Raw genomic sequence first — 24,090 nt, 5'->3', positions numbered from 1 at the left:
TTTAACGGTTGGCGGGGGTCTGCGGCTATTGAGATTTTTGTTTCTGAATTTATGTTTCTTTATTTCTGTGATCGCACAAGGCAAACGGGGGAATGTTGAGCGGGAAAAGTGAGGGGAAGCGCCTGATATAGACCCGTAAAATGCTGAAAAAACCTCCCGTTTCCGGGAGGTCCAGGGGATTATTTTTTGTATTTGGCTTCCAGCGTCGCAAACCACGGTGCGGTGAAATCTGCAGATTTACCCCAGCCAGGAATGATTTTGCTCAGTCCGGTCACGTTGATGCCGTCCGGCTGGCTAAGCAGCAAAGATTGCGGAATTGTCTGCGCCGGGAATTCATAGGTTGCCGGGGTTTTCTCGCCGGCAATTTTGAGTGCCACAATTCGCAGGTTAACCGCACCAATCAGCTGTGTGTCCACCGCAGCCGTCATCTGCCACGGGCTGCCTTTTTCGCGCATCAGCTGTAAATCCTGGTTCGACACATCGATGCTGTAAAGTTTAATCTCGGTACGGCCATTTTCTTTCAGCGCCTTATATGCGCCCTGACTAAAGGCATCCCATGCACCCCAGATAGCGTCAATTTGCCCTTTCGGATATTTGGCGAGAATTGCACCGACTTTGTTTGCGGTATCGCCCTGCACATCAGAAGAGACTGCGCCGATAGATTCCAGCTGATGAATGCCCGGATTCTCTTTCAAAATCGCTTCGTAGGTTTTCTGGCGGCGTTCCATTGGCGGGAAACCGGCCACCCACAATTTGACGATATTGGCTTTACCGTTGAAATCTTTCACCAGCTGACCAACAGATGCTTTCGCCAGCGAGGCATCGTCCTGGCGGGTGACCGTAACGCCAGGAATGTTTTCCGGCACTTCGGTATCAAATGCGGACACCGCAATACCCGCTGCCGCGATGCGTTTCACCAGCGCCTCAGAATACGGGCCGCGCCCCTGTGACAGGATAATACCGTCGTATTTCTGGCTAATAGCCTGATTAACGAAATCCTGAAATTTCGCGTCATCGCCATTACTGAGGAAAGTATCCACTTTAAAGCCAAGCGCGCGTCCCTGTTTAATGGCACCGGCCAGAAACTGCGTGGTGTTATCGTCGGAGCCCAGATTACGGATAACCGCAATGCGCACAGGACCGTTGTGTTGAGCAATAACCGCAGGAACCGGCGCGGGTGTTTCACCGGCAGCGAACGCCGGCAGAGCGGAAAACAGGCTTAATGCCAGCAGGGAGGCGGATATTTTTTTCATTATTGAACAGCTCCGTCGGACGCGATGTTTTTTCTGGTGTTTTTGGGCGTAAATCCGGGAAGGCAATGCGGCTTTCCAGATTGAGGATGTGCAGAAGTCTGTCTGTCTGGACGTCTATTCTGTGGGGGCAGTTTACCGGTATGTTACAAAAGAGGGAATGCCTTGTTGTTATTATATTTAGCAGCGCTGTTATTCCTGTAGGTTATAGCCGTACGCAACCGCTGAGCAAAATCAGGGACATGGCCTAAACTGAATTTTGTCTGTGATTCTCATGTTTTCCTCTTCACCTGCAAAAATCACTTCGGGAGAAGCGCTATGCCATTTTCTTTGCGCGACACATTACTGCCTGCTTTTACAGCGATGATGTTAACCACCCACGTCTGTGCCGCCCCGAAATCCCCCGTTCCACCGCCGCTGGCCGGCGCACAGGTAACGGAACTGGCCAGGGGGCTCGATCACCCCTGGTCTTTGGCTTTTTTACCCGATAATCAGGGGGCATTGATTACCGAACGCAGCGGACAACTGCGGCTGTGGAAGCCGGACTCAGGATTGTCTGCGCCGTTGAACGGTGTACCGGCCGTCTGGGTCGCAGGACAGGCCGGTTTGTGGGACGTGCGCTTATCACCTGATTTTGACAGTAACCGCCGGGTGTATCTGACATTTGCGCAACCGGGAGAAAAGGGTGAACCACATGCCGCCCTGGGTTATGGCACATTGTCGGCGGACAATAAAACCCTGGCAGATTTTAAGGTCATATTTGTTCAGCAACCGGCCTTACAAAGCGGCATTAATCTCGGCGGGCGTATTGCATTTGATGACAAGGGCAATATTTTTCTGTCCACCGGTGACAATAACCAGCGCATTAACGCGCAGCATCTCAACCAGTTGCAAGGCAAAATTTTACGTCTGACAGCGGAAGGCGGGGTGCCGCAGGACAACCCGTTTGTTCACGACAAACGTGCGAAACCGGAAATCTGGACCTACGGTAATCGTAATCCGCAGGGGCTGGCGGTTAATCCGTGGAGCGGCGCGTTGTGGGAAACCGAACACGGTCCGCGCGGCGGCGATGAAGTGAATCTGCCGAAAGCCGGTAAAAACTACGGCTGGCCGCTGGCGACATTCGGGATCAACTATTCCGGACAGCCGATCCCGGAGGCCAAAGGCACCACGTTAGCAGGCGCGGAAGATCCGATTTATTACTGGAAAGTTTCACCGGCATTAAGTGGCATGGCGTTTTATAATGCGCAGAAATTCCCGCAATGGAAAAACTCGCTGTTTGTCGGCGCGCTGGCGTCAGAGTCGCTGATCCGCCTGACACTCGACGGGGAGAAAGTCACACATGAAGAGCGTTTACTCAGTGACCGCAAGGAACGTATTCGTGAAGTGCAGGTGGGTACTGACGGATTTGTGTATGTACTGACTGACGATCGTGACGGCAAATTACTGAAAGTGGCACCGCAGACTCAGCCGTTGAAGGATTAAGTCAATAAAAAAGGCGGGCCATTTTAGCCCGCCTCAGATTCAGCCTGTCAGATCCCTCAGTGCTGGGTTTTTTGCGCTCTGAACAATGCCCAGACGCTGAGCAAACCCACCATCATCAGATAGTAGCCCGGTGCCAGACTGCTGCCGGTGGCGGAAATCAGCAATGTACAGATGAAGGGCGCAAATCCACCGAACACGGTTACGGCGACGTTGTAGCTGATCGCCATGCCGCTGGCGCGGGTGGTGATCGGGAACAGGTCAGCCATCATCGACGGCACGGTGGAGAAATACACCGATTTCAGCAGTGCCAGCCAGCTTATCAGCAACAGCAAGGACATCGCGGAGGTATGTTGCAGCATCAGCCAGAACGCCGGATACACGGTCAGCAACAGCAAAATAAGCGACCCCCACATCAGCGGCAGACGGCCAATTTTCTCCGCCCACAATCCCATCACCGGTGTCACTACTGTCAGGATAATCCCGGCCGCCAGCGTGGCGCTGAACCCCGCCGACGCGGGTAAATGCAGCGTTTTGGTCGCGTACGTCGGCACATAGTTGAGCATATAGTTAATGGCAGTAGAGACCACCATCAGACCAATCGCGGTAAAGAACAGACCTTTTTGCGCGCGCACGATTTCTTTCAACGGCGAGGCGGTTTTCCTGGCCTTGCTGAAACTGTCCGATTCCCGGATATGGCGGCGGATATACAAACCCACCGGCCCGATCAGCAGCCCGAAGATAAACGGGATCCGCCATCCCCAGTCCTGAAGTTGTGTTTCACTCAGCACTGCCGATAAGCCCAGTCCGAATGCTGATGCCAGCAGTGTACTCGCACCCTGTGTCGCGAATTGCCAGCTGGCGATAAATGCTTTGCGTTCCGGGAAGTGTTCGACCAGAAAAGCCGTAGAGCTGCCGAATTCGCCACCCGCTGAAAAACCTTGGATCAGACGGGCCACCAGAATCAGCAGCGGAGCCGCCATGCCGATAGTGCCGTAAGACGGCGTGATCACGATGATCAGGCCGCCGGCCATCATCAGGCTAATGGATAACAGCAACGAGGCTTTGCGCCCGTGCCTGTCCGCATAAGCGCCCAGTACAATGGCACCGAGCGGGCGGATCAGGAATGACACGCCGAAGCTGCCGAATGTCAGTAACAGGGAAACGGTCGGGTCGGATGTCGGGAAATAGGCATGAGCAATATAGCTGGCGAAAAAACCGTAAATCGCGATATCAAACCATTCCAGCGCGTTACCGATACAGGTCGCAAAAAGGGTTTTCATCAGGCCCGGTTTATCTGCCGCATTGCCTGTTGCGTTGGGTGAAGCCGTTAACTGGCTCATCGGGCACCTCCGGCATGATCACTGTGCTGAGCGAGCAGGGCGGTGCCGTGCTCACCGAAGTCCCATAACAGGTGGGTCATGATTGCCAGCCCTTCGCGGGCGACGGAAAGCAGCATATGTTCGTTGACGCCATGCTGACCACAGGCCGGATAGGAATGCGGCACCCATAACGTCGGCAGGCCGAGAATATCGGCAAAGACGTCATTGGGCAGTGAACCGCCGAGGTTCGGTAGCAGTGCCGGTTTTTTGCCGGTGGCTTGCTGCATGATATCCAGCGCCCAGCCCACCAGCGGGTCGGTCGGGTCAAAACGGGTGGCCGGCGAACCACGCATAAATTCCACTTCTACCTGCGGGAAACCGTGCGCATGGAGATGATCACGGACATGTTTTGTCAGGTTTTTCCAGTCAGTGCCAACCACAAAACGCAACTGACAGACCGCCGTAGCGCTGGCGGGGATGGCGTTCATCGGGCGCTGCGGATTGCCGGTCAGGAATGACAGTACTTCCAGCGTATTCCAGGCATATAAACGCTCGGTGGGTGTCAGCCCGGCTTCGCCCCAGTCCGGGTCGATTTGCGGATCGTTTTTGTCACCCCCGACCTCAACATCACTGAGAATTTCCCGCACTGCATCACTGACAGCAGGAGGTTTAAGCGCTGCCACCTGTAACTGACCCTGTTGATTCACCAGCGAGGCCAGCGCATTGGCAAGCTGGATGCCGGGATTGGTCAGCAGACCGCCCCAGTTACCGGAGTGATAGGCGTTGTCGCGGGCATGGATACCCAGACGGAAATTTACCGCACCGCGCGAACCCAGAAACAACGTCGGACGTGCAGCGCTCAGGCGCGGGCCGTCGGATGCCAGAAAAATATCGGCGCTGAGTTCGTCATAATAGTCGCGGCAAAGTTCTGCCAGCCCGGGAGAGCTGATTTCCTCACCCATTTCAAACAGCAGTTTGCAGTTAAAGCCGAGGCGCCCGCCGCGTGCTTTAAAGATTTGTTCAAGTGCCGCAATGTTGACGCTGTGCTGGCCTTTGTTATCGGCGCTGCCGCGTCCGTACCAGCGATCGCCTTCCTCTTTCAACACCCACGGCGACAGATCACTGCGCCAGTTCTCATCGTCACCGAACACCACGTCGCCGTGACCATAGCTCAGTACGGTAGGCAATTTGCTGTCTTCGATGCGTGTAGCAATCAGGAAAGGTCGGTTGACGGCATGAGGATTTTCAATGCTGAGCAGGCTGAAACCCATCGCTGAAAGTGCCGGTTTAATCTCTTCATCCAGATAACGCGCCAGTTCTGCATCACGCAGCTGACTCTGGCTTTCAGTGGCAATAGCCACCCTGCGTGCCAACGTTCGTTTATATTCACCCTGATCAAACCAGGCTAATGCCTGTTCTACGATATTTTCCGCTGTCATGAATAACCTGCTTTTAAATGTTTTGAGGATTTATTGTTGGTTTTTTTAGCAGTTTCACTCTAAGCGCTGCGCAAGCGTTGCCACAATAATAATAATTGCAACTTAGCGTTGCTTTTATTGTAATGCTGGTTTGCACAGTTATGAGGCAAGACGGTTATGCAAAGTACGGAAATTCGCTATTTCCTGGTGGTGGCAAATACCGGTTCGCTGAGTGCGGCGAGCAGGCAATTATTTGTCGCCGTCTCTGCCATCAGTCGCCAGATCCAGCGCCTTGAAGAACGTATCGGCGCACCGCTGTTTGAGCGCCATGCCCGGGGTATGGTGCTCAACGATGCCGGACAGATTCTGGAAAACCATGTGCGCAAAAGCATGATGGAGATGGAGCACGCCATTGCAGAAATTCAGGGGCTGAACGCGGTGCGCCGCACGGTGATCCGTATGGCCTGCACTGACGGACTGGCGTTTGATTTGTTGCCGCAACTGTTTTCACAGTTCCGGCTGAACAACCCGGGAGTGATGTTTTATCTCAACGTCGGCACGGCGGTAGAAGTGTCAGAGATGATCCACAACGGCGAAGTGGATCTGGCGTTGCAGTTCAGTCTGGCGGCGGAGCGCGGTGTGGATATTCTGGCGTCTTTCCCCGCACCGGTGCGGATGGTGATGCGTCCGGATCATCCGCTGGCGGAAACTGAGGTGCAGTTGACGGATTTGCATCCGTACCCGCTGGCGATGAACGAGCAGGGCAGCACCATCCGTCAGTTGTTTGATTTATCCTGCCGGATGAATGGCATTTTTCTTGAGCCTGCGGTGAGTTGTAACCGTTTTTCCACGCTGTACGATTTTATGGTACAGACGCCGGGCGCGATTGCGGCATGCAGCCATTTTTCCATTATGTACAAAGCGCGCCGCGACAGGTTACGCGTTAAACCGGTCAACATTGAGCAACTCAGCCAGCGCACGTTGCAGTTGCAGTCACCGGCCGGTAAACGACGCCCGGCCTCACTGCGTCAGTTCATTGATTTTATCCGGGACGAACTGACGCGTGAAAACGAAGATTTTATCCGTGATTTCCGGCTGTAACCCTCAGCATGCAATCTGTTGCAAATGCGTGCAGCATGACCACTTCAGGTTGTGCCAGACGTCATTCAGCGGAGTGCAAACAGCCTCATGCAAGTTTACATCCTGAGGGTTTTATGACTGATATTGTCACGCGGTCTTCATCAGGCATGAAAGCGCGTCCACAGGCTTATCAGTAACCATGCTGCCAGTGACCAGCAGACCACAGCACCGAACAGGGCGTAGTGCAGTTTCATTGAGCCGATGAAAAAATACAAAGAAATCAGATACGCTGTGTAAGGGATCACCGCCCACAGTCCAAAAATAATGGTGGTGCGCAGCGCTTCAATGTTGCGTTCTGTGCCGACAATATAATGGGCGAACAGGGCAAAAGTGGGGAACAGCGGAACCAGACCGGCAATGTAATAGTTGCGGGTTTTAGACAATACGCCGATCAGAATCACGACCAGTGCGCCAGTCAGCGCTTTTAACAACAGACCTGTCATTGATGCCCTGTACCTGTTCAGCCGCGGAGGGAAACGTGGTGAATAAGCCCTTTATTGATATAGATATTTTGTATGCTATTTACAGATAAACTGTCCCATCTGAATGAAATGGTCAAGTGCTTACTGCTGGTTTTATCGCCAGTTGGATTTGCGCAAGCAGCGGAAATTTCTACTATTCTTAAGATCTTTACACTATTTAGGTTTATTCCCGACCCGGAAAGCAGTAGGTTCTACACCTGACAGAGTTGCACAATCTGATTGAAAGATAAGATAAATTTCAATTACCCGGACAAAAGCGCTGATACCTATGACAATTTCTTCCCAATTCAAACGGACTTTCATTTACGCGCTGGGCGGTGGAGTTTTGCTGCTGGCGCTTCCTGCCGCTCAGGCGGATAACGCCCCGGTCGCACCTCAGATTAATGCCAAATCCTGGGTGCTTATGGATTACAACAGCGGGAAGATCCTGACGGAATCTAATCCCGATGCGCGTCTTGACCCGGCAAGCCTGAGTAAAATCATGGTCAGCTATGTGGTCGGACAGGCGATCAAATCCGGCAAAATCAAATCTGATGATCTGGTCTCCGTCGGTAATGATGCCTGGGCAACCGGCAACCCGGTGCTGCGCGGCTCCTCCCTGATGTTCCTCAAACCGGGCGATCATGTACCGGTTTCTGAGCTTAACAAAGGTATCGTGATCCAGTCAGGTAACGATGCCAGTATTGCGCTGGCCGATTTTGTGGCGGGTAGCCAGGATTCATTCGTCAACCTGATGAATCGCTATGCTGAGCAACTGAAGCTGCAAAACACGCATTTCAAAACCGTTCACGGACTGGATGCTGACGGACAATATACCTCCGCCACTGACATGGCCCTGTTGTCGCAGGCGCTTATCCGCGATACGCCGGATGAATATGCACTGCACAAAGAAAAAGAATTCACCTTCAATCATATCAAGCAGATTAACCGCAACCGCCTGTTGTGGAGTTCCAGCCTGAACGTTGACGGCATCAAAACCGGATACACATCAGGTGCGGGTTACAATCTGGTTTCGTCTGCCAGCGATTCTACCGGCATGCGTTTAATTGCCGTGGTGATGGGCGCACCAAGTGACCGGATCCGTTTCAACGAAAGCGAAAGCCTGCTGACCTGGGGGTTCCGTTTCTACGAAACACTCACGCCGATTAAAGCGGGCGATGCCTTTACCAGTCAGCGCGTCTGGTTTGGCGATGAGAAAATGGTGCCGCTCGGCGTGGCTGAAAATGCCTCGCTGACAATGCCGAAAGGCCAGCTGAAAAATCTCAAGGCCAGCTTCCATCTGACTAATGCGCAGCTTGAGGCACCGCTGGCGAAAAATCAGGTGGTCGGTACGGTCGATTTCAGTCTGGACGGCAAGGTTATCGAACAGCGTCCTCTGGTGGCATTGCAGGAAGTGAAAGAAACCGGTTTTATTGGCCGTATCTGGGACTTTGTGATGATGAAAATCAGTGGGTTGTGGGGCAGCATCTTCGGTAAATAATCATCTGCCGACATAAAAAAACGAGGCGCAGGTGGCCTCGTTTTTTTTTGCTTTGAACGGGGGAGCCGATCAGTGCTGAACCCATCCTTTTTTAATCGGGAACGCAAAACCGAAACGGTAAACCTTACACATCAGCGCGTTAATCGGTTCGCCGAACAAATTCCACACCAGTTGCGCGAACAGACAACCCAGCATACCGACCAGGAACCCGCCCACCATATCCAGCGGCCAGTGCACGCCAAGGTAAATGCGTGACCAGGCGATCGATAAGGCGGTTACCATCAGTAACGCGCCTGACCAGAGTCGGTGCCAGAACAGAAAGGCCAGTGCGAAGGTGAAACTGGCCGTGCCGTGATCACTCGGGAAGGAGTCGTCCGGTGAATGATGCAGGAAGTTATAACCAACACCTTCCACAAAAGGACGGGCATGCGGAAATAACATAGAAAACGTTTTAGCCGTTGTCATCGCAAAAAGGAGCGCAATAGCTGTCTTGCTGATCATCTCACGCTGCTGACCGATACGTTCCTGATGACCCCACAGCCACAAGCCGATAATCAACAGGGGGACAATCATAATCAGGTCATTGGCCAGAAAAGTAGCAAGGTGAATCAGCGCTTTCGGTGAAGCCGGTGTCGCGTTAATCCATAGAAAAACCAAATGATTTAGTTGCTCCATAATACTACCCTCAGTTATACAGGCCAAAATAGCCATCAAAAGAATCCGGCAAAGCGCTGACAGCACAAAAAAATTTCAAATACGTTAATTTGTGCTGTCCGGCAGGTAAAGGGTGCATCGTCTGAATATCCGCTTTCATTGAATAACGGTATAGTTTCACGATGAAATAGAGTGTAAAGAGAAGAACTTAAGGAAGCCTTAAGCCGGCTGTCTTACCCTGTTGCGGGACAACAGGCAGATGTAACGAATGATTTCACAAAAGGTGTCATAATGGAGATTCGTGAAGCTAGATTGGGCGATTTACGCCTGTTGCAGCATCTGGGGCGGGAAACGTATCGCCATTATTTTGGTGGTTTATGGCAAAACGATGAAGAGCTGGATGCTTTCCTGGCGGAAGATTTTGGTGATGAGGTGATAGCCCGTAGCCTTAAAAGCCATGATTATTGCTGGCTGGTTGCGCAGGATAAGGGGGAGGCCATCGGTTTCGCTAAGCTGCATTTTAATGTGTCGCCGGATGGTGCAGAAGGCCGGGGGGCGAAGTTATGCAAACTGTATTTCACGCCAGAGAACCGTTCGCGCGGCCTGGGGACGGACGTTTTCGCTTTCGCTGAACGCGTGGCAAAAAATCATCATCAGCCCGTTCTCTGGCTGGACGTATTGCAAAGTAATCTGCCTGCTATCGGCTTTTATCAGCGTCAGGGGATGCATTGTGTCGCTGAGACGGCTTATGTGACCGCCACCCAAACCACCAGGTTGTGGATCATGAAAAAGGATATCAATGATTAAATTACGCCTCGGCGGTTTGTTTATCACACTGGAAGCGGGGGAAGATATTCCTTATGCACCGGAATTTTGTGAACACTACACCTACCTTTTACATCCGGTTGCGGGCGGCTATGAGATTTTACGCTACGATGCTTATTCCGGCTGGCATAAACGCCCCGATCAGTTATTTGAAGACGGTCATCAGGCCTTTATATTTGCTTATCAGGCGTACGAGAAGGAATGGAATCAGACCGACGGACGTCTGGGGGGAAAAGGCCAACATCTCGAGCGGATCATGTAATAACCCGAGGACAAGGTTGCTACCGGTCTGATGTATCCGTTCTGATAAAAACGCCATGCCCCTTTAATTCCGGAGCTCCGCGTCTCATGTGTCTGATTCCCTGCCTGTTGGCAGGGAATGACATAGTTAAGACCTTCTCTTTCCTCATCCTTTTTGCTCAGGCATCATGGCGTGACATTCAACACACCACTGAGGCCAGGATGACGGATTACGCCACACCCAATCTTCCTTCACGTGATTTCGAAAAAACCCAGCGTTTTTATAGCAGTTTTGGATTCACCACGACGTATGTTGATGACGGCTGGCTGATCATGGCCCGCGGCACGATTACGCTGGAGTTTTTCCTGCATACGGACGTTGATCCGCTCACCAGCTGGTTCAGTTGCTGTCTGCGTGTCGATAATGCCGGTGATTTTTTTGATGCTTTAATTGCTGCCGGAATAGGGCAGGACGACACCGCTCATCCGCGTATCCACCTGCCAACCATGCAGCCATCCGGGCTGAGAATGGGCGCGATGATCGACATCGACGGAACGCTGGTGCGGGTGATTGAAAACGAGAAATAAGCAGTAAAGGTTTGTTTTGTAAAGCAGAAAAGAAAAAACCCGGCAATCTTGAACCTAAACAGGCGGGATTGACGGGCTCTCCAAATTTGGGGACTTCAAAGAAAAGCAGTGGCACTAATTAAGACTCTGGCTAACGTTAAAAGTTCGTATGATGTGGCAAAAATTTAAAAAAGGGATTGATTTTTTTTTGCCACATTATTGTTCAACAGGTTACGTCATGCCCCCGGCCAGATGATAACGATCAACGTACCGGCGAGCGTCAGTAATACGTTAGCAATGGCATAAGTTCCTGCATAACCGAGTGCCGGAATGTTACTGCGTGCCGTGTCGCTGATGATCTCCATTGCCGGGGCGCAGGTACGTGCGCCCATAATGGCTCCGAACAGCAAAGCGCGGTTCATGCGTAAAACGTATGCCCCGAAGATAAAGCAAATCACCACCGGCACCAGGCTGACAATCAGGCCGGAAATGAGCATCTGACCGCCTACCGCGCCAAGACCGTTATTGATACCCGCGCCTGCGCTTAAGCCGACACCCGCCATAAAGACCATCAGGCCAAACTCTTTCACCATGTTCAGCGCGCCCTGCGGGATATAACCGAAAGTAGGGTGATTAGCACGCAGGAAGCCGAGCATGATCCCGGCGAACAATAATCCGGCAGCGTTACCGATGCCGAAGCTGAAGTTTTTGAACTGGAAAGTGATGAGACCGATCATCAGGCCGACAATAAAGAAGGCGCAGAAGGCCAGCAAATCGGTGAGCTGACTGTGTACCGAGATAAACCCGATACGCTCAGCCACGCTTTTCACCCGTTTTGCATCGCCGCTGACCTGCAACACATCGCCTTTATTCAGCACGATACTGTCGTCAATAGGCATTTCAATCTGGCTGCGGATCACGCGGTTAAGGAAACAGCCCTGATCGGTGAGGTTCAGCTGACTCAGACGCTTGCCGACCGCGTGGTTATTCTTAACCACCACTTCTTCGGTCACGATGCGCATATCGAGCAGGTCGCGGTCAAAAACTTCCTTGCCGTTACGAAAACTCGGATCGAGGCGTGAATGTGCGTCCGGATAGCCGACCAGTGAGATCTCGTCGCCCACCTGTAATACCGCGTCGCCATCCGGAGTCGCCAGAATACCGTTACGGCGGATACGCTCGATGTAACAACCCGTCTGGCGATAGATCCCCAGTTCGCGCAGGTTTTTGCCATCTGCCCAGGCGACCAGTTCTTGTCCGACGCGATAGGCGCGGATCACCGGCAGATAGACTTTACGTTTACTGTCGGTATCCAGGCCACGCTCGCGCGCGATTTGCTGGGCGCTGGTGGGCAGATCCTGATGTTGCAGCTTTGGCAGATAACGAGCGCCGAAAATCAGGCTGACCAGACCGATGAGATAGGTCAGGGCGTAGCCGAGGCTCAGGTTATCCAGTTCAGGACCAAGCAGTTTGTTGCCGCCCATGGTATTACGCAGTGTATCTCCGGCACCCACCAGAACCGGGGTTGACGTCATCGACCCGGCGAGCATACCGGCGGTGAGGCCGATGTCCCAGCCGAATACGCGTCCGAGTCCGAGGGCCAGTAACATGGCGCTGCCAACCATCACCAGTGCCAGCATGAAATAATTTTTGCCATCACGGAAGAAAATGGAAAAAAAGTTTGGCCCTGCTTCGACGCCTACGCAAAAAATAAACAGCATAAAGCCCAGGTTGAGCGCTTCAGTATTGATACTGAAATGCTGCTGACCCAAAAGCAGCGAAACCACTAATACGCCAATAGAATTTCCGAGCTGAACGGAACCCAGACGAATTTTCCCCAGGCACAGACCGAGTGCTAAAACTACAAATAATAACAGGATGTAATTCCCGTTTAACAAACTAGCGACGTTTATATTCACAAGGATAACTTATTGTTTACCAACAAATTCTTGATATAGGAGAATGTAAAGGATAAATTCAGAAACGGTATATTCCTACTCAAACTCACACCCTCTGTCGCCGATGTCAGTGGCGTGGAAAAGTGGGTTTCGGGCGTCATTTTAGTCATAGAACGCCGGTTCAGCCAGAGAAAAGCCCGTATAAATATTCTGAAAGCTTTTTTTGTGTTTCGCGGGAGTGCGTGGCACGTCAGGGAAATGAGCCAGAAGGCTCTGACAGGTAATAAAGAACACATTGGTGCTGCAGTTAACCTGTGAAATCTCGCCAACTTTAAGGAGGAAGAAAATGGCCCTTTGGCGAAACGTATTTGCGGCTGTAATTTGTTGCATAATTTTCTTAATTATATTTATTTTATTAAAAAATGGTTGGGTAATTGTTATAAGTGTCGCGCCCGGTCCAGAATATGGTCTGTTATTATTTCTGCTGCCGGGGGTGATTACCGCTCTGATTTCCCGTGATTCGGCGATATTTTCGTCTTTTATTGGTGGTCTGGCTTCTGTCCCTGTGTGTTTCTTATTGCGTATGGCTTTTTATCCACGCGTTCGTCCGCTGTTTCAGGAACTGGCGTATGCCACCAGCGCAATATTCTGGTGCGTTTTGGGCGCCATGCTGGTTCAGTTGCTGGTGGTTGTTTACCGGCAGTTCAGGCATGACTGAAACCTGAAACCATAAAAAAGGCGCTCAGTGAGCGCCTTTTTGCTGTGTGTATGTCTTTATTTTTCAGTTCAGTTACTGAACAGTGCCAGATGCTCTTTGGCATAGGCTTCGAAATCAGTGCAGCCGCCGATGTGTTTCTGATCGAGGAAAATCTGCGGAACGGTTTCAACCGGTTTACCCACGGTTTTTTCAAGGTCGGCTTTAGTGATGCCTTCCGCGTGGATATCGATGTAGCGGAAGTTGAAATCATCACGCTCTTCAGTCAGTTTTTCAGCCAACTCCTTTGCGCGTACACAATAAGGACAGCCAGGACGTCCGAAAATTACTGCAAACATGGAGACTCCTTTGTTAATGCCAACGAGATAAATGAAAAGGAAATGTTTGTTTTTTGTTATCCACATCACCTTTTTGATGTCGATACTATGCCTGTTGCAGATCATAAAAAAAAGCAGGAATTACCTGTCAGTCCGATACCTTTGACCTATCTGAATGAACCGGCAGTGATTTCTGGTCACCACACATTGTTGCATCAATTCATACTGCAAGCCTTGCAAACCGTGCTCACAGCATGAATGATTGATAAAACCTTTTTCATTTACCGCCCGTTCAGGAATTTTTTAATGACGCCGACCATCGATCTTCTGCGCTCGCACCGCTCCATCCGTGCGTTTACTCATCAGCCGGTCTCGGACGAGCAACGCGAAGCCATTATTGCCGCCGCGCAGGCTGCTTCGACTTCAAGCTTTCTGCAATGTTATTCCATTATCCGCGTTACCGATCCTGCGATGCGTGAGGTTCTGGTGCAGTACACCGGCGGGCAGAAATACGTCGCCAGCGCGGCTGAATTTTGGGTTTTCTGCGCCGATTTCAATCGTAATTTGCAGATCAATCCCGAGGCTGAACTCGGCCTGGCTGAACAGTTACTATTAGGCTGTGTAGATACCGCGCTGATGGCGCAGAATGCCATGATCGCTGCTGAATCCCTGGGGCTTGGCGGCGTGTTTATCGGCGGTATCCGTAACCAGGTGGAAGATGTCGTGAATTTGCTGAAACTGCCAAAATTTGTAATGCCTTTGTTTGGTCTTTGTATCGGAACACCCGCGCAGGATCATCAGGTTAAGCCGCGTATGCCGCAGTCTTTGCTGGTGCATGAAAACAGCTATCACCCGGTAGATAAAGAGCAACTGGCGCAATATGACGAGGCTTTATCGGCGTATTATCTGCAACGCGACAGCAATGCGCGACGCGATACCTGGAGTGATTTGATTATTCGTACCCTCAAAAAGGAACAGCGTCCGTTTATGCTGGACGCACTGCACAGGCAAGGTTGGGCAACACGCTAAACGGCGACGGAGTGTCGGATGAAAATTGCAATTCTTTCCCGTGACGGGTCGTTGTATTCGTGTAAGCGCCTGAAGGAAGCGGCGCAAGCACGCGGACATGAAATCGACATTATCGATCCGCTGTCCTGCTACATGAATATCAATCCCGCTGCGCCCAGCGTGCATTATCGCGGGCATCAGCTGGATAAATACCATGCTGTTATCCCCAGAATTGGATCGGCGATCACCTTTTATGGCACGGCAGTGCTGCGCCAGTTTGAAATGCTGGGCAGTTTTCCGCTTAATGAATCAGTGGCGATCACCCGGGCGCGCGATAAATTGCGTTCCATGCAGATTCTGGCGCGCGAAGGGATTGATCTGCCAACGACCGGTTTTGCCAATGCACCGGATGACACTGCCGATTTGATTGCGCTGGTCGGTGGTGCGCCGCTGGTGGTGAAGCTGGTTGAAGGTACGCAGGGGATTGGTGTCGTGCTGGCAGAAACCCGGCAGGCGGCGGAAAGTGTCATCGATGCATTTCGCGGTCTGAACGCGCATATTCTGGTTCAGGAATATATTCGTGAAGCAGAAGGGCGCGATATTCGTTGTCTGGTGGTGGGCAAAAAAGTAGTAGGGGCGATTGAGCGTCAGGCTAAGCCGGGTGATTTTCGCTCGAACCTGCATCGCGGCGGAACGGCCACCAATGTCAAAATTACGCCGCAGGAGAAAGATATTGCTGTTAAAGCCGCGCAGACTCTGGGGCTGGACGTGGCCGGTGTTGATATTTTACGCTCAAACCGCGGGCCGCTGGTGATGGAAGTGAATGCCTCGCCGGGGCTGGAAGGGATTGAAGCCACCACCGGTCTGGATATCGCCGGTATGATGATTGACTACATTGAGCAAAGGGCGCGACCGGGATTTCGTCTGAAATCCGGCGGGTAATTCTTATTTCATCGCGTTAATGAGCATCAACCCGGTAATGATCGTAGCGCTAACCGGCAATATTCCGTAAGCTATGACCCCTTCGTAATGCCGTTGACGTTACGAAGGGGTTGTTTTTTTCGTTGTGTTGAACTCGTGAGGCATTTTATGGATTCGCTCATCGTCCCTGATTTAGCGCAGCTACGGCGCTGGCTGGATCAGTTGGGCATCTCTTTTTTCGAGTGTGATTCCTGTCAGGCTCTCCATTTGCCGCATATGCAGAATTTTGACGGCATTTTTGATGCCAAACTCGATATCGTAGATAATGTGATTTTGTTTTCTGCACTGGCTGAAGTCAAACCGACGGCGCTGATCCCGTTGGTTGCCGATCTGAGCTCGATTAATGCCAGTTCACTGACCATTAAAGCATTCGTGGATATTCAGGATGATAATCTGCCAAAACTGATTGTTTGCCAGTCACTGACCATTGCGGTGGGTGTGACGGAAGAACAGTTTGCTTTCTTCCTGCAACAGGCTGAAGAGCAGATGTCGATGATTATTCTCGAAGCTCATGCCAATGATCTGCTGTTCCTTGGTGATGAAGAAGAAGGCACGCCGGTCACTTCCGTGAGTCTGCCTTTGTTGCATTAATTTTCTCTTTCCTGACATTGTTTCCCCTCTGAAGATCCTTTCCTGCGAGCCGTGCTTATTGCGGCTCCGCTGCCTTTATCCGCTTTCGCCATAAGTTATGCTGCATTTGTGTGGTTGTTGCCGGATATTTCACTTTGTTAAAAGGCAAAATGCCAGACGGTATAGACTAAATCTGCATAATTAATCGATAAACGCCGGTTTTGTCTCAGGAGGCTGGTACACAGGGGTTGCAGGCGCTATGCTTCTGACTCTGCATCAAGCGTGATTACGTCGTAAAACCAAACGGTTAATTCGCAGGCAGCGTATGCGCCAACGTTGAATTCCTATGCATATTTCATGGGGGTCGGCTGGCAGTTGTGTGAAGGGTTTTGTATCAGTCTCAATGATACAAATTCAATTTTATATTCCCTGTCTTGGAGGTAGTAACGGATGTTCACCCTGCGTAAAAAGTGGTTATCGGGTGTTGTCGCCGGCCTGGTTATGGCTGCGTCCGTCACAGCGTCTGCGGATGAAAAAACGCTGCATATCTATAACTGGTCCGATTATATCGCGCCAAATACCGTGCCTGATTTCCAGAAGGAAACCGGCATTAAAGTGGTTTACGACGTGTTTGATTCCAACGAAGTGCTGGAAGGCAAACTCATGGCAGGCAGTACCGGTTTCGATCTGGTGGTGCCATCGGCCAGTTTCCTCGAACGTCAGCTGGCTGCCGGCGTGTTCCAGCCTCTGGATAAAAGCAAACTGCCTAATTACAAAAATATGGATCCTGAACTGCTGAAAATGGTGGCGCAGCATGATCCGGGTAATAAATACGCGATCCCTTATCTGTGGGCGACGACCGGTATCGGCTATAACGTCGATAAAGTCAAAGCCGTTCTGGGTAAAGATGCCCCGGTAGACAGCTGGGATTTGGTGCTCAAACCTGAAAACCTTGAAAAACTAAAAAGCTGCGGCGTTTCATTCCTCGATGCGCCGGCGGAAATCTACGCAACCGTCCTGAATTATCTGCATCTGGATCCGAACAGCACCAAAGCATCCGATTACACCGGTGCGGCGAACGATCTGCTGCTGAAACTGCGTCCGAATATCCGTTATTTCCATTCTTCTCAGTACATTAACGATCTGGCCAACGGCGACATTTGTGTGGCAATCGGCTGGGCCGGTGATGTGATGCAGGCGTCTAACCGCGCCAAAGAAGCGAAAAATGGCGTAAACGTGGCGTACAGCATTCCGAAAGAAGGGGCGCTGGCCTTCTTCGATGTATTTGCTATCCCGGCGGATGCTAAAAATCTGGATGAAGCCTATCAGTTCCTGAATTACCTGATGGAACCGAAAGTTATCGCGCAAATCAGTAACACCGTTTACTACGCCAGCGGAAACAAAGCCGCGACGCCACTGGTGAACGCAGATGTGCGTAATAACCCGGGCATTTACCCACCGGCTGATGTTCAGGCGAAACTCTTCACCCTGAAAGTTCAGGATCCGAAGATTGACCGTGTGATCACCCGTTCGTGGACCAAGGTCAAAACCGGCAAATAATACTCTTCATCCTTCAGGCTGCCTCTGTGTTGGCTGCGTGAACGCGCCCCGGTCACTGACTTGAGTCAGCTCCCGGGGACTTGCTCACTTGCCGCCTTGATGCAACCAGAATGATTTTGAGTATCGCTAACGCGGCTCCGCTTATTGATGGCGGGGCCGCTGACGTTTGTTTCCGGCTGTATTTTGGGCATACAGATCAGGCACTTTTCCCCCTGACTGTTATGCTTATTTGAACTGCTTTATTCTGATACCGGAGATTTCTCTGAGTGAACGACGCTATCCCCCGCCCGCAGCCTAAGTCCCAGAAAGGCTTTACGCCTTTGCTGGAAATCCGCAATCTGACCAAATCGTTTGAAGGCCAGGCCGCCGTCGATGATGTCAGTCTGACCATATACAAAGGCGAGATTTTCGCACTGCTCGGCGCGTCCGGTTGTGGGAAATCGACATTGTTACGCATGTTGGCGGGTTTCGAGACGCCCACGCAGGGACAAATCGTGCTTGATGGCATCGATCTTTCCCAGGTTCCGCCCTATCAGCGCCCGATCAATATGATGTTTCAGTCCTACGCGCTGTTCCCGCACATGACCGTGGAACAAAACATTGCGTTCGGCCTGAAGCAGGACAAACTGCCGTCTGCGGAAATCAAAAGCCGTGTGGCGGAAATGCTGACCCTGGTGCATATGCAGGAATACGCCAAACGTAAACCGCACCAGCTTTCCGGCGGCCAGCGTCAGCGCGTGGCGCTGGCTCGCAGTCTGGCTAAACGGCCAAAATTATTGCTGCTGGATGAGCCGATGGGTGCCCTGGATAAAAAGTTACGTGACCGTATGCAGCTGGAAGTCGTGGATATTCTTGAGCGTGTCGGTGCGACCTGCGTGATGGTGACTCACGATCAGGAAGAAGCGATGACCATGGCGGGGCGGATCGCCATCATGAACCGTGGCAAATTTGTGCAAATCGGCGAGCCGGAAGAAATTTATGAGCACCCGACCAGCAGGTTCAGCGCCGAATTTATCGGCTCAGTGAATGTGTTTGAAGGCGTGCTGAAAGAGCGTCTGGACGATGCACTGCTGCTGACGTCTCCCGGCCTGTTGCATCCGCTGAAAGTCGATCCGGATGTTTCCGTCGTGGACGGCGTGCCGGTGTATGTCGCGCTCCGCCCGGAAAAAATCATGCTGTGTGAAGAAGTCCCGCAGGATGGTTGTAATTTTGCGGTTGGCGAAGTGGTGAACATTGCCTATCTGGGCGACCTGTCGATTTATCACGTCAGGTTGCATAGCGGGCAGATGATCACTGCGCAGTTGCAGAACGGTCACCGTTTCCGCAAAGGTATGCCAACCTGGGGCGACGAAGTGCGCCTGTGCTGGGAAGCCGACAGTTGTGTCGTGCTGACTGTCTGAGGGGGATGAAAATGTCTGTAATCTCCGAAATTCCGGCCAGCAAACCGCCGGGCGGATTTAAAGCTTTCACCGGCCGTCTGCAACAGCGTCATGGCCGCAAGCTGGTGATCCTGCTGCCGCTGATGTGGTTCCTGCTGCTGTTTTTATTGCCGTTCCTGATTGTCTTCAAAATCAGTTTTGCTGAAATGGCGCGTGCCATTCCCCCGTATACCGATCTGGTGACCTGGTCAGACGGCATGCTGGATATTGCTCTTAATATCGCCAATTACATCGGTCTGACGCAGGATCCGCTGTACATCGATGCGTATTTGCAATCATTGCAAGTGGCGGCAGTTTCTACACTGTTGTGTCTGCTGATTGGTTATCCGCTGGCGTGGGCAGTGGCGCACAGCCGCACCTCGACGCGCAATATCCTGTTGTTGCTGGTGATCCTGCCGTCATGGACGTCGTTCCTGATCCGTGTGTATGCCTGGATTGGCATTCTCAAAGATAACGGTGTGCTGAATAACGTGCTGCTCTGGTTGCATGTTATTGACCAGCCGCTGGTGATTTTGCATACCAATCTGGCCGTGTATATCGGTATTGTGTATTCATATCTGCCCTTTATGGTGTTGCCGATTTACACCGCGCTGACCCGTATGGATTACTCGCTGGTAGAGGCGGCGCAGGATCTCGGCGCGCGTCCGATGAAGACGTTCTTCAAAGTGATTATGCCGCTGACCAAAGGCGGAATTATTGCCGGTTCGATGCTGGTCTTCATCCCGGCAGTGGGGGAATACGTGATCCCGGAACTGCTGGGCGGGCCGGACAGTAATATGATCGGCCGTGTTCTGTGGCAGGAATTTTTCAATAACCGTGACTGGCCGGTGGCCTCCGCAGTGGCGGTGGTTATGCTGTTGCTGCTGATCATGCCTATCCTGTGGTTCCAGAAATACCAAAACAAAGAGCTGGGAGAGAAAGAATGAATCAGTTACCGGTTGTCCGTTCGCCGTGGCGAATTCTTATTCTGGTGCTCGGCTTTACGTTTTTGTACGCCCCGATGCTGATGCTGGTTATTTACTCATTCAACAGCTCGAAGCTGGTCACGGTCTGGGCTGGCTGGTCTACCCGCTGGTATACTCAGCTTTTCCATGATTCGGCGATGATCAGTGCCGTCGGCATGAGCCTGTCGATTGCGACCGCTGCCGCCACCATGGCCGTGGTGGTCGGTACACTGGCCGCTGTGGTCATGGTACGTTTCAGGCGATTTCGCGGTTCAACCGGTTTTGCTTTTATGCTGACAGCGCCGCTGGTCATGCCTGATGTCATCACCGGTCTGGCGCTGCTGTTGCTGTTTGTGGCGATGGGGCACACGTTTGGCTGGCCGGCCGAGCGCGGCATGTTCACTATCTGGCTGGCACACGTCACGTTTTGTAGTGCCTATGTTGCGGTCGTGGTCTCGGCGCGTTTACGTGAACTGGACCACTCCATCGAAGAGGCGGCGATGGATTTAGGCGCCGCACCGCTGAAAGTGTTCTTTATTATTACGTTGCCTATGATCCTCCCGGCACTGATTTCGGGTTGGTTGCTGGCATTTACCCTGTCTCTCGACGATCTGGTTATCGCCAGTTTTGTCGCCGGGCCGGGGGCGACCACGTTACCGATGCTGGTATTTGCCAGCGTACGTATGGGCGTCAACCCTGAAATCAACGCACTGGCGACGCTCATCCTGCTGGTGGTCGGCATCATCGGTATGATCGCCTGGTGGTTTATGTCGCGGGCCGAAAAACAAAGACGGCGGGAAATACAGCGCGCAGCGCAGAATTAATCCCCGTCATCTCATTTCCTGGCCGATTTGTCATTTTGTTGCCACCTTGATGCAGCACGAATGATTTAGGGGATAGGATGAGTATTCAAAACAATAAGGAAATCATGAGGAAGTGAAATTCGCATTTATCCCTGTTCCCGTGATGATAGGCGCGTCGGCAATTGTCGCGACGCGCTTACTCGAATTTATTTTACTGTTCGATGCCATGGGCTTTTCAGGGCTGATGAGCTTTATCGAAGTCAGTGCAGAGTCCTGGCTGAACTGTTTCATTATGCTGGCCAGTCTGCTGATTGTATTGATCGAATGTCGTGCCGCCTATGCCATGATGCGCGGCCGCCGCTGGGGACGTTGGGCCTTTATCGGCTGTCAGGTTATCGTGGTAGGTTACATGCTGCTCGCGTCATTTGACGGGTTCAGGCCGCGTATCTTTCGTTTTAACGTCGGAACACAGGGCGAATTTCTCTATGCGCTGCTGATGCAAAAAGTCCCCGATATCGTGGTGTTGCTGGTGTTATATCTGCCTGCCAGCAGCCGCAGATACTTTTCACGCCAAAAATAGCCTCGGGTAGTGAGTCTTTCCGGCTGCGCAGTGATAAACTGCGCGCCAGTTTTTACAGCATCTGACGACCGGAAATTTTCATGCATTGCGCACTTTATACCGCCGGAACCTGCCGTTCCTGCCAGTGGCTCGACAAACCTTATGTACAACAGTTAGCCGACAAACAGCAGGATCTCAGCGATTTGTTGTCAGCGCTGCCGGTGGATGAATGGTGTGAACCGGTGACGGGTGCGGAAAGTGCATTTCGTAATAAAGCCAAAATGGTGGTCAGCGGCAGCGTGGAACGTCCTTTGCTCGGCATGTTGCACCGCGACGGTACACCGGTCGATTTGTGTGATTGCCCGCTGTATCCGGCCAGTTTTTCCGCTGTCTTTCCCCTGCTCAAAACCTTTATTGCCCGCGCCGGGCTGACGCCTTACAACGTCGCACGCAAACGCGGCGAACTGAAATTTCTGTTACTGACTGAGAGCCGGAAAGACGGCGGCATAATGCTGCGCTTTGTGTTGCGCTCAGACAGCAAACTGGCGCAACTGCGCGCAGCGCTGCCGTGGCTGCAACAGCAGTTGCCGCAGCTGAAAGTGATTTCCGCCAATATCCAGCCGGTGCATATGGCGATCCTCGAAGGGGATACCGAAATTGCGCTGACTGATGTGCAGCGGCTGGAAGAAAATTTTAACCATGTGCCGTTGTTTATCCGCCCGCAGAGCTTTTTCCAGACCAACCCTGTGGTGGCAGAAAAGCTTTATGCCACGGCGCGGGAATGGGTGAGGGCGCGTGGGGATATCCGGAGTATGTGGGATTTATTCTGTGGTGTGGGCGGTTTTGGTTTGCACTGCGCAACACCGCAGATGAAACTGACCGGCATCGAAATCAGCGCGGAAGCGATTGCCTGCGCGAAAGAATCAGCGGCGCGTCTGGGGCTGAAAAACGTCGAGTTTCAGGCGCTCGATTCCACCGGTTTCGCGACCGGCAAAGGTGAGGTGCCGGATCTGGTGCTGGTGAACCCGCCACGTCGTGGCATCGGCAAAGCGTTGTGCGAATATCTGAGCCACATGGCGCCGGAAACCCTGCTTTATTCAAGCTGTAACGCGAAAACGCTGGCGCAGGATCTGACCTTATTGCCGGATTATCGCATCGTGCGCGTTCAGCTTTTCGACATGTTCCCGCATACCGCGCATTATGAAGTGATGGCGCTGCTGGTGCGGCGTTAAGCCCTCAGTCAGTCGCCAGCTGATTCATGATCAGTACAATCTTATCCAGAATTTCACTGAACAGATGCTCGCTGAACGGGGCAAGCATCGGCATCATCAGGCTGATGGCCAGAATGCCGATGCTGAGTGTCAGCGGGAAACCGATGACGAACACGGAAAGCTGCGGCGTTACACGGTTTAACAAACCGAGCGCCATATTAAGCGTCAGCAACAACGTCACAATCGGTAAGGCCAGCATCATCCCGCCGCTGAACACCATGCTGCCCGCTTTGGCGACCGCCATAAACCCTTCTGCATTGACCGGGTTAGGGCTGACGGGCAGGGTATGGAAACTGTCGGCCAGCAAAGAAATCAGCCACAGGTGCGCGTTGAAACTCAGGAAAAGCAACACCGCCAGCAGGTTTAAAAACTGCGCCAGCAACGGGGTATTAAGACGGTTGCTCGGGTCATAAAACGTCGCAAACGAAATCCCCATCTGCAAACCCATAATTTCACCGGCCATGCGGATAGCGGCAAACGCAAGCTGCATGGTTATCCCTAACGCTGTGCCAATCATAATCTGCTGCATCGCCAGCCACAGTGCAGGCGTGGAGAAAATCGGCGTGTCCACCGGCGGCAGGGAAGGCGCAATCAGGAAGGTGATCATCATCCCCAGACCGAGTTTCACCCGCTTCGGTACGGCTTTTTCACTGGTGATCGGCGCGGTGCTGATCAGCGCCAGAATTCGCAGCAATGGCCAGAAATACATGCTCAGCCATCCGGCTAACTGGGTGCTGTCGAAGGAAACCATAGATTAACCGATGATGTAAGGCAGGTTGGTAAACAACGTACGGATGTAATCCAGCAGCAGGTTCAGCATCCACGGCCCGGCGATCACGATAGTCGCCACAACGGCCAGAATTTTAGGAATGAAAGACAGCGTTTGTTCGTTGATCTGTGTCGCCGCCTGCAACAGGCTGACAATCAGTCCGGTCACCAGCGCGGCCAGTAACAAAGGCGCAGCAACGGCTAATGCAACCTTCATTGCTTCATTGCCCAATGCCATTACCGATTCAGGAGTCATGACTCAATTCTCACAAAAGAAGACGGGCGACTCCCTCCCCTGCGAAGGGGAGGGGTGGGGTATGAATAGCAGCTCACAATTTGAAGTTGCCTGTAAAACCCCCTACCGGCCTCCCCCTTCGCAGGGGGAGGAGCAAAAAAC

At 52.2% G+C, this 24,090-nt stretch carries 25 protein-coding genes; 16 read left to right on the top strand and 9 right to left on the bottom strand.

Translation table 11 applies throughout. From position 1 onward, the window contains the following. Positions 1 to 179: 179 nt before the first annotated feature. Positions 180 to 1,253 carry a sugar ABC transporter substrate-binding protein gene (locus tag ETV65_RS03100; RefSeq protein WP_129951525.1) on the bottom strand — a complete coding sequence of 358 codons (1,074 nt, stop codon included), beginning with the start codon at positions 1,251 to 1,253 and terminating at the stop codon, positions 180 to 182. Positions 1,254 to 1,568: 315 nt separating this feature from the next. Here ETV65_RS03100 and ETV65_RS03095 point away from each other — a divergent pair, with 315 nt between their 5' ends. Further along, positions 1,569 to 2,735: a PQQ-dependent sugar dehydrogenase gene (locus ETV65_RS03095; RefSeq protein WP_129951524.1), complete on the top strand. Its 1,167-nt coding sequence runs from the start codon at positions 1,569 to 1,571 to the stop codon at positions 2,733 to 2,735. A gap of 56 nt (positions 2,736 to 2,791) precedes the next feature. Here ETV65_RS03095 and ETV65_RS03090 read toward each other — a convergent pair whose 3' ends face one another. Next, complete coding sequence (locus ETV65_RS03090) at positions 2,792 to 4,075, bottom strand: MFS transporter (RefSeq protein ID WP_129951523.1); 1,284 nt, start codon at positions 4,073 to 4,075, stop codon at positions 2,792 to 2,794. Then, positions 4,072 to 5,493, bottom strand: coding sequence for a M20 family metallopeptidase (locus ETV65_RS03085; RefSeq protein ID WP_129951522.1), 1,422 nt, complete (start codon positions 5,491 to 5,493; stop codon positions 4,072 to 4,074). Before ETV65_RS03085 ends, ETV65_RS03090 begins: the two co-directional genes overlap by 4 nt. Positions 5,494 to 5,649: 156 nt before the next feature. On the opposite strand from ETV65_RS03085, the gene ETV65_RS03080 reads away from it, so the two are divergent. Continuing rightward, on the top strand, positions 5,650 to 6,573 hold the full coding sequence (locus ETV65_RS03080) for a LysR family transcriptional regulator (protein ID WP_129951521.1): 924 nt from the start codon (positions 5,650 to 5,652) through the stop codon (positions 6,571 to 6,573). Between the two features lie 140 nt (positions 6,574 to 6,713). Here the strand turns inward: ETV65_RS03080 and ETV65_RS03075 are convergent, their stop codons facing one another. After that, on the bottom strand, positions 6,714 to 7,055 hold the full coding sequence (locus tag ETV65_RS03075; protein ID WP_129951520.1) for a GlpM family protein: 342 nt from the start codon (positions 7,053 to 7,055) through the stop codon (positions 6,714 to 6,716). A 307-nt stretch (positions 7,056 to 7,362) separates the two neighbouring features. Here ETV65_RS03075 and ETV65_RS03070 point away from each other — a divergent pair, with 307 nt between their 5' ends. Further along, on the top strand, positions 7,363 to 8,574 hold the full coding sequence (locus tag ETV65_RS03070; protein ID WP_129951519.1) for a serine hydrolase: 1,212 nt from the start codon (positions 7,363 to 7,365) through the stop codon (positions 8,572 to 8,574). Between the two features lie 69 nt (positions 8,575 to 8,643). Here ETV65_RS03070 and ybjG read toward each other — a convergent pair whose 3' ends face one another. Beyond that, on the bottom strand, positions 8,644 to 9,249 hold the full coding sequence (ybjG, locus tag ETV65_RS03065; protein ID WP_129951518.1) for an undecaprenyl-diphosphate phosphatase: 606 nt from the start codon (positions 9,247 to 9,249) through the stop codon (positions 8,644 to 8,646). 270 nt (positions 9,250 to 9,519) lie between these two features. Here ybjG and ETV65_RS03060 point away from each other — a divergent pair, with 270 nt between their 5' ends. The 3 genes from ETV65_RS03060 (at position 9,520) to ETV65_RS03050 (ending at position 10,881) form a co-directional block, all read left to right on the top strand. Then, positions 9,520 to 10,035 carry a GNAT family N-acetyltransferase gene (locus tag ETV65_RS03060; protein WP_129951517.1) on the top strand — a complete coding sequence of 172 codons (516 nt, stop codon included), beginning with the start codon at positions 9,520 to 9,522 and terminating at the stop codon, positions 10,033 to 10,035. Further along, the gene (locus ETV65_RS03055; RefSeq protein ID WP_129951516.1) at positions 10,028 to 10,315 is read left to right on the top strand and encodes a hypothetical protein; all 288 of its coding nucleotides are present in this window, start codon (positions 10,028 to 10,030) and stop codon (positions 10,313 to 10,315) included. Before ETV65_RS03060 ends, ETV65_RS03055 begins: the two co-directional genes overlap by 8 nt. A 200-nt stretch (positions 10,316 to 10,515) precedes the next feature. Beyond that, entirely contained in the window at positions 10,516 to 10,881 is a 366-nt protein-coding gene (locus ETV65_RS03050; RefSeq protein WP_129952121.1) for a bleomycin resistance protein, read from the top strand. Between the two features lie 215 nt (positions 10,882 to 11,096). On the opposite strand, the gene ETV65_RS03045 is transcribed toward ETV65_RS03050, so the two are convergent. Continuing rightward, positions 11,097 to 12,779: an aspartate:alanine antiporter gene (locus ETV65_RS03045; RefSeq protein WP_129951515.1), complete on the bottom strand. Its 1,683-nt coding sequence runs from the start codon at positions 12,777 to 12,779 to the stop codon at positions 11,097 to 11,099. 277 nt (positions 12,780 to 13,056) lie between these two features. Here ETV65_RS03045 and ybjM point away from each other — a divergent pair, with 277 nt between their 5' ends. Next, positions 13,057 to 13,476 (top strand): inner membrane protein YbjM, encoded by a 420-nt coding sequence (ybjM, locus tag ETV65_RS03040; protein ID WP_240782802.1) that lies wholly within the window; start codon positions 13,057 to 13,059, stop codon positions 13,474 to 13,476. 68 nt (positions 13,477 to 13,544) lie between these two features. On the opposite strand, the gene ETV65_RS03035 is transcribed toward ybjM, so the two are convergent. Next, entirely contained in the window at positions 13,545 to 13,811 is a 267-nt protein-coding gene (locus tag ETV65_RS03035; RefSeq protein WP_013575818.1) for a GrxA family glutaredoxin, read from the bottom strand. 285 nt (positions 13,812 to 14,096) lie between these two features. Here ETV65_RS03035 and nfsA point away from each other — a divergent pair, with 285 nt between their 5' ends. From nfsA to rlmC, 9 genes are all read left to right on the top strand, one after another. Further along, positions 14,097 to 14,819: an oxygen-insensitive NADPH nitroreductase gene (gene nfsA / locus ETV65_RS03030; protein ID WP_129951514.1), complete on the top strand. Its 723-nt coding sequence runs from the start codon at positions 14,097 to 14,099 to the stop codon at positions 14,817 to 14,819. Between the two features lie 18 nt (positions 14,820 to 14,837). After that, entirely contained in the window at positions 14,838 to 15,740 is a 903-nt protein-coding gene (rimK, locus tag ETV65_RS03025) for a 30S ribosomal protein S6--L-glutamate ligase (protein ID WP_129951513.1), read from the top strand. A 147-nt stretch (positions 15,741 to 15,887) separates the two neighbouring features. Then, complete coding sequence (locus ETV65_RS03020; RefSeq protein ID WP_129951512.1) at positions 15,888 to 16,370, top strand: YbjN domain-containing protein; 483 nt, start codon at positions 15,888 to 15,890, stop codon at positions 16,368 to 16,370. Between the two features lie 429 nt (positions 16,371 to 16,799). Further along, on the top strand, positions 16,800 to 17,909 hold the full coding sequence (gene potF / locus ETV65_RS03015; protein ID WP_129951511.1) for a spermidine/putrescine ABC transporter substrate-binding protein PotF: 1,110 nt from the start codon (positions 16,800 to 16,802) through the stop codon (positions 17,907 to 17,909). 266 nt (positions 17,910 to 18,175) lie between these two features. Next, a complete protein-coding gene (potG, locus tag ETV65_RS03010) occupies positions 18,176 to 19,309 on the top strand; it encodes a putrescine ABC transporter ATP-binding subunit PotG (RefSeq protein WP_129951510.1) in 1,134 nt (377 codons plus the stop codon). An 11-nt stretch (positions 19,310 to 19,320) separates the two neighbouring features. Beyond that, the gene (gene potH, locus ETV65_RS03005; RefSeq protein ID WP_129951509.1) at positions 19,321 to 20,274 is read left to right on the top strand and encodes a putrescine ABC transporter permease PotH; all 954 of its coding nucleotides are present in this window, start codon (positions 19,321 to 19,323) and stop codon (positions 20,272 to 20,274) included. Beyond that, entirely contained in the window at positions 20,271 to 21,116 is an 846-nt protein-coding gene (gene potI / locus ETV65_RS03000; RefSeq protein WP_129951508.1) for a putrescine ABC transporter permease PotI, read from the top strand. Before potH ends, potI begins: the two co-directional genes overlap by 4 nt. Positions 21,117 to 21,228: 112 nt before the next feature. Beyond that, on the top strand, positions 21,229 to 21,675 hold the full coding sequence (locus ETV65_RS02995) for a YbjO family protein (protein ID WP_129951507.1): 447 nt from the start codon (positions 21,229 to 21,231) through the stop codon (positions 21,673 to 21,675). 80 nt (positions 21,676 to 21,755) lie between these two features. Next, a complete protein-coding gene (gene rlmC / locus ETV65_RS02990; protein ID WP_129951506.1) occupies positions 21,756 to 22,886 on the top strand; it encodes a 23S rRNA (uracil(747)-C(5))-methyltransferase RlmC in 1,131 nt (376 codons plus the stop codon). 4 nt (positions 22,887 to 22,890) lie between these two features. Here rlmC and fliR read toward each other — a convergent pair whose 3' ends face one another. Further along, positions 22,891 to 23,676 (bottom strand): flagellar biosynthetic protein FliR, encoded by a 786-nt coding sequence (gene fliR / locus ETV65_RS02985; RefSeq protein WP_129951505.1) that lies wholly within the window; start codon positions 23,674 to 23,676, stop codon positions 22,891 to 22,893. A gap of 3 nt (positions 23,677 to 23,679) precedes the next feature. Next, on the bottom strand, positions 23,680 to 23,949 hold the full coding sequence (fliQ, locus tag ETV65_RS02980; RefSeq protein WP_015697566.1) for a flagellar biosynthesis protein FliQ: 270 nt from the start codon (positions 23,947 to 23,949) through the stop codon (positions 23,680 to 23,682). Between the last annotated feature and the right edge of the window lie 141 nt (positions 23,950 to 24,090).

Source organism: Rahnella sp. RFA10(1/100) (genome assembly GCF_004195115.1).
Taxonomy (GTDB): domain Bacteria; phylum Pseudomonadota; class Gammaproteobacteria; order Enterobacterales; family Enterobacteriaceae; genus Rahnella; species Rahnella perminowiae.
This window is presented reverse-complemented; position numbering and strand designations above follow the sequence as displayed.

What these genes read in the sequence shown, in the direction of transcription:
- fliR (WP_129951505.1), bottom strand. Translation starts at nt 23,676, where the DNA reads ATGGTTTCCTTCGACAGCACCCAGTTAGCCGGATGGCTGAGCATGTAT.
- ETV65_RS03080 (WP_129951521.1), top strand. Translation starts at nt 5,650, where the DNA reads ATGCAAAGTACGGAAATTCGCTATTTCCTGGTGGTGGCAAATACCGGT.
- ETV65_RS03095 (WP_129951524.1), top strand. Translation starts at nt 1,569, where the DNA reads ATGCCATTTTCTTTGCGCGACACATTACTGCCTGCTTTTACAGCGATG.
- ETV65_RS03090 (WP_129951523.1), bottom strand. Translation starts at nt 4,075, where the DNA reads ATGAGCCAGTTAACGGCTTCACCCAACGCAACAGGCAATGCGGCAGAT.
- ETV65_RS03070 (WP_129951519.1), top strand. Translation starts at nt 7,363, where the DNA reads ATGACAATTTCTTCCCAATTCAAACGGACTTTCATTTACGCGCTGGGC.
- ETV65_RS03060 (WP_129951517.1), top strand. Translation starts at nt 9,520, where the DNA reads ATGGAGATTCGTGAAGCTAGATTGGGCGATTTACGCCTGTTGCAGCAT.
- potH (WP_129951509.1), top strand. Translation starts at nt 19,321, where the DNA reads ATGTCTGTAATCTCCGAAATTCCGGCCAGCAAACCGCCGGGCGGATTT.
- ETV65_RS03020 (WP_129951512.1), top strand. Translation starts at nt 15,888, where the DNA reads ATGGATTCGCTCATCGTCCCTGATTTAGCGCAGCTACGGCGCTGGCTG.
- fliQ (WP_015697566.1), bottom strand. Translation starts at nt 23,949, where the DNA reads ATGACTCCTGAATCGGTAATGGCATTGGGCAATGAAGCAATGAAGGTT.
- rimK (WP_129951513.1), top strand. Translation starts at nt 14,838, where the DNA reads ATGAAAATTGCAATTCTTTCCCGTGACGGGTCGTTGTATTCGTGTAAG.
- ETV65_RS03050 (WP_129952121.1), top strand. Translation starts at nt 10,516, where the DNA reads ATGACGGATTACGCCACACCCAATCTTCCTTCACGTGATTTCGAAAAA.
- nfsA (WP_129951514.1), top strand. Translation starts at nt 14,097, where the DNA reads ATGACGCCGACCATCGATCTTCTGCGCTCGCACCGCTCCATCCGTGCG.
- ETV65_RS03085 (WP_129951522.1), bottom strand. Translation starts at nt 5,493, where the DNA reads ATGACAGCGGAAAATATCGTAGAACAGGCATTAGCCTGGTTTGATCAG.
- ETV65_RS03035 (WP_013575818.1), bottom strand. Translation starts at nt 13,811, where the DNA reads ATGTTTGCAGTAATTTTCGGACGTCCTGGCTGTCCTTATTGTGTACGC.
- ybjG (WP_129951518.1), bottom strand. Translation starts at nt 9,249, where the DNA reads ATGGAGCAACTAAATCATTTGGTTTTTCTATGGATTAACGCGACACCG.
- ETV65_RS03075 (WP_129951520.1), bottom strand. Translation starts at nt 7,055, where the DNA reads ATGACAGGTCTGTTGTTAAAAGCGCTGACTGGCGCACTGGTCGTGATT.
- potF (WP_129951511.1), top strand. Translation starts at nt 16,800, where the DNA reads ATGTTCACCCTGCGTAAAAAGTGGTTATCGGGTGTTGTCGCCGGCCTG.
- rlmC (WP_129951506.1), top strand. Translation starts at nt 21,756, where the DNA reads ATGCATTGCGCACTTTATACCGCCGGAACCTGCCGTTCCTGCCAGTGG.
- potI (WP_129951508.1), top strand. Translation starts at nt 20,271, where the DNA reads ATGAATCAGTTACCGGTTGTCCGTTCGCCGTGGCGAATTCTTATTCTG.
- ETV65_RS03100 (WP_129951525.1), bottom strand. Translation starts at nt 1,253, where the DNA reads ATGAAAAAAATATCCGCCTCCCTGCTGGCATTAAGCCTGTTTTCCGCT.
- ETV65_RS03055 (WP_129951516.1), top strand. Translation starts at nt 10,028, where the DNA reads ATGATTAAATTACGCCTCGGCGGTTTGTTTATCACACTGGAAGCGGGG.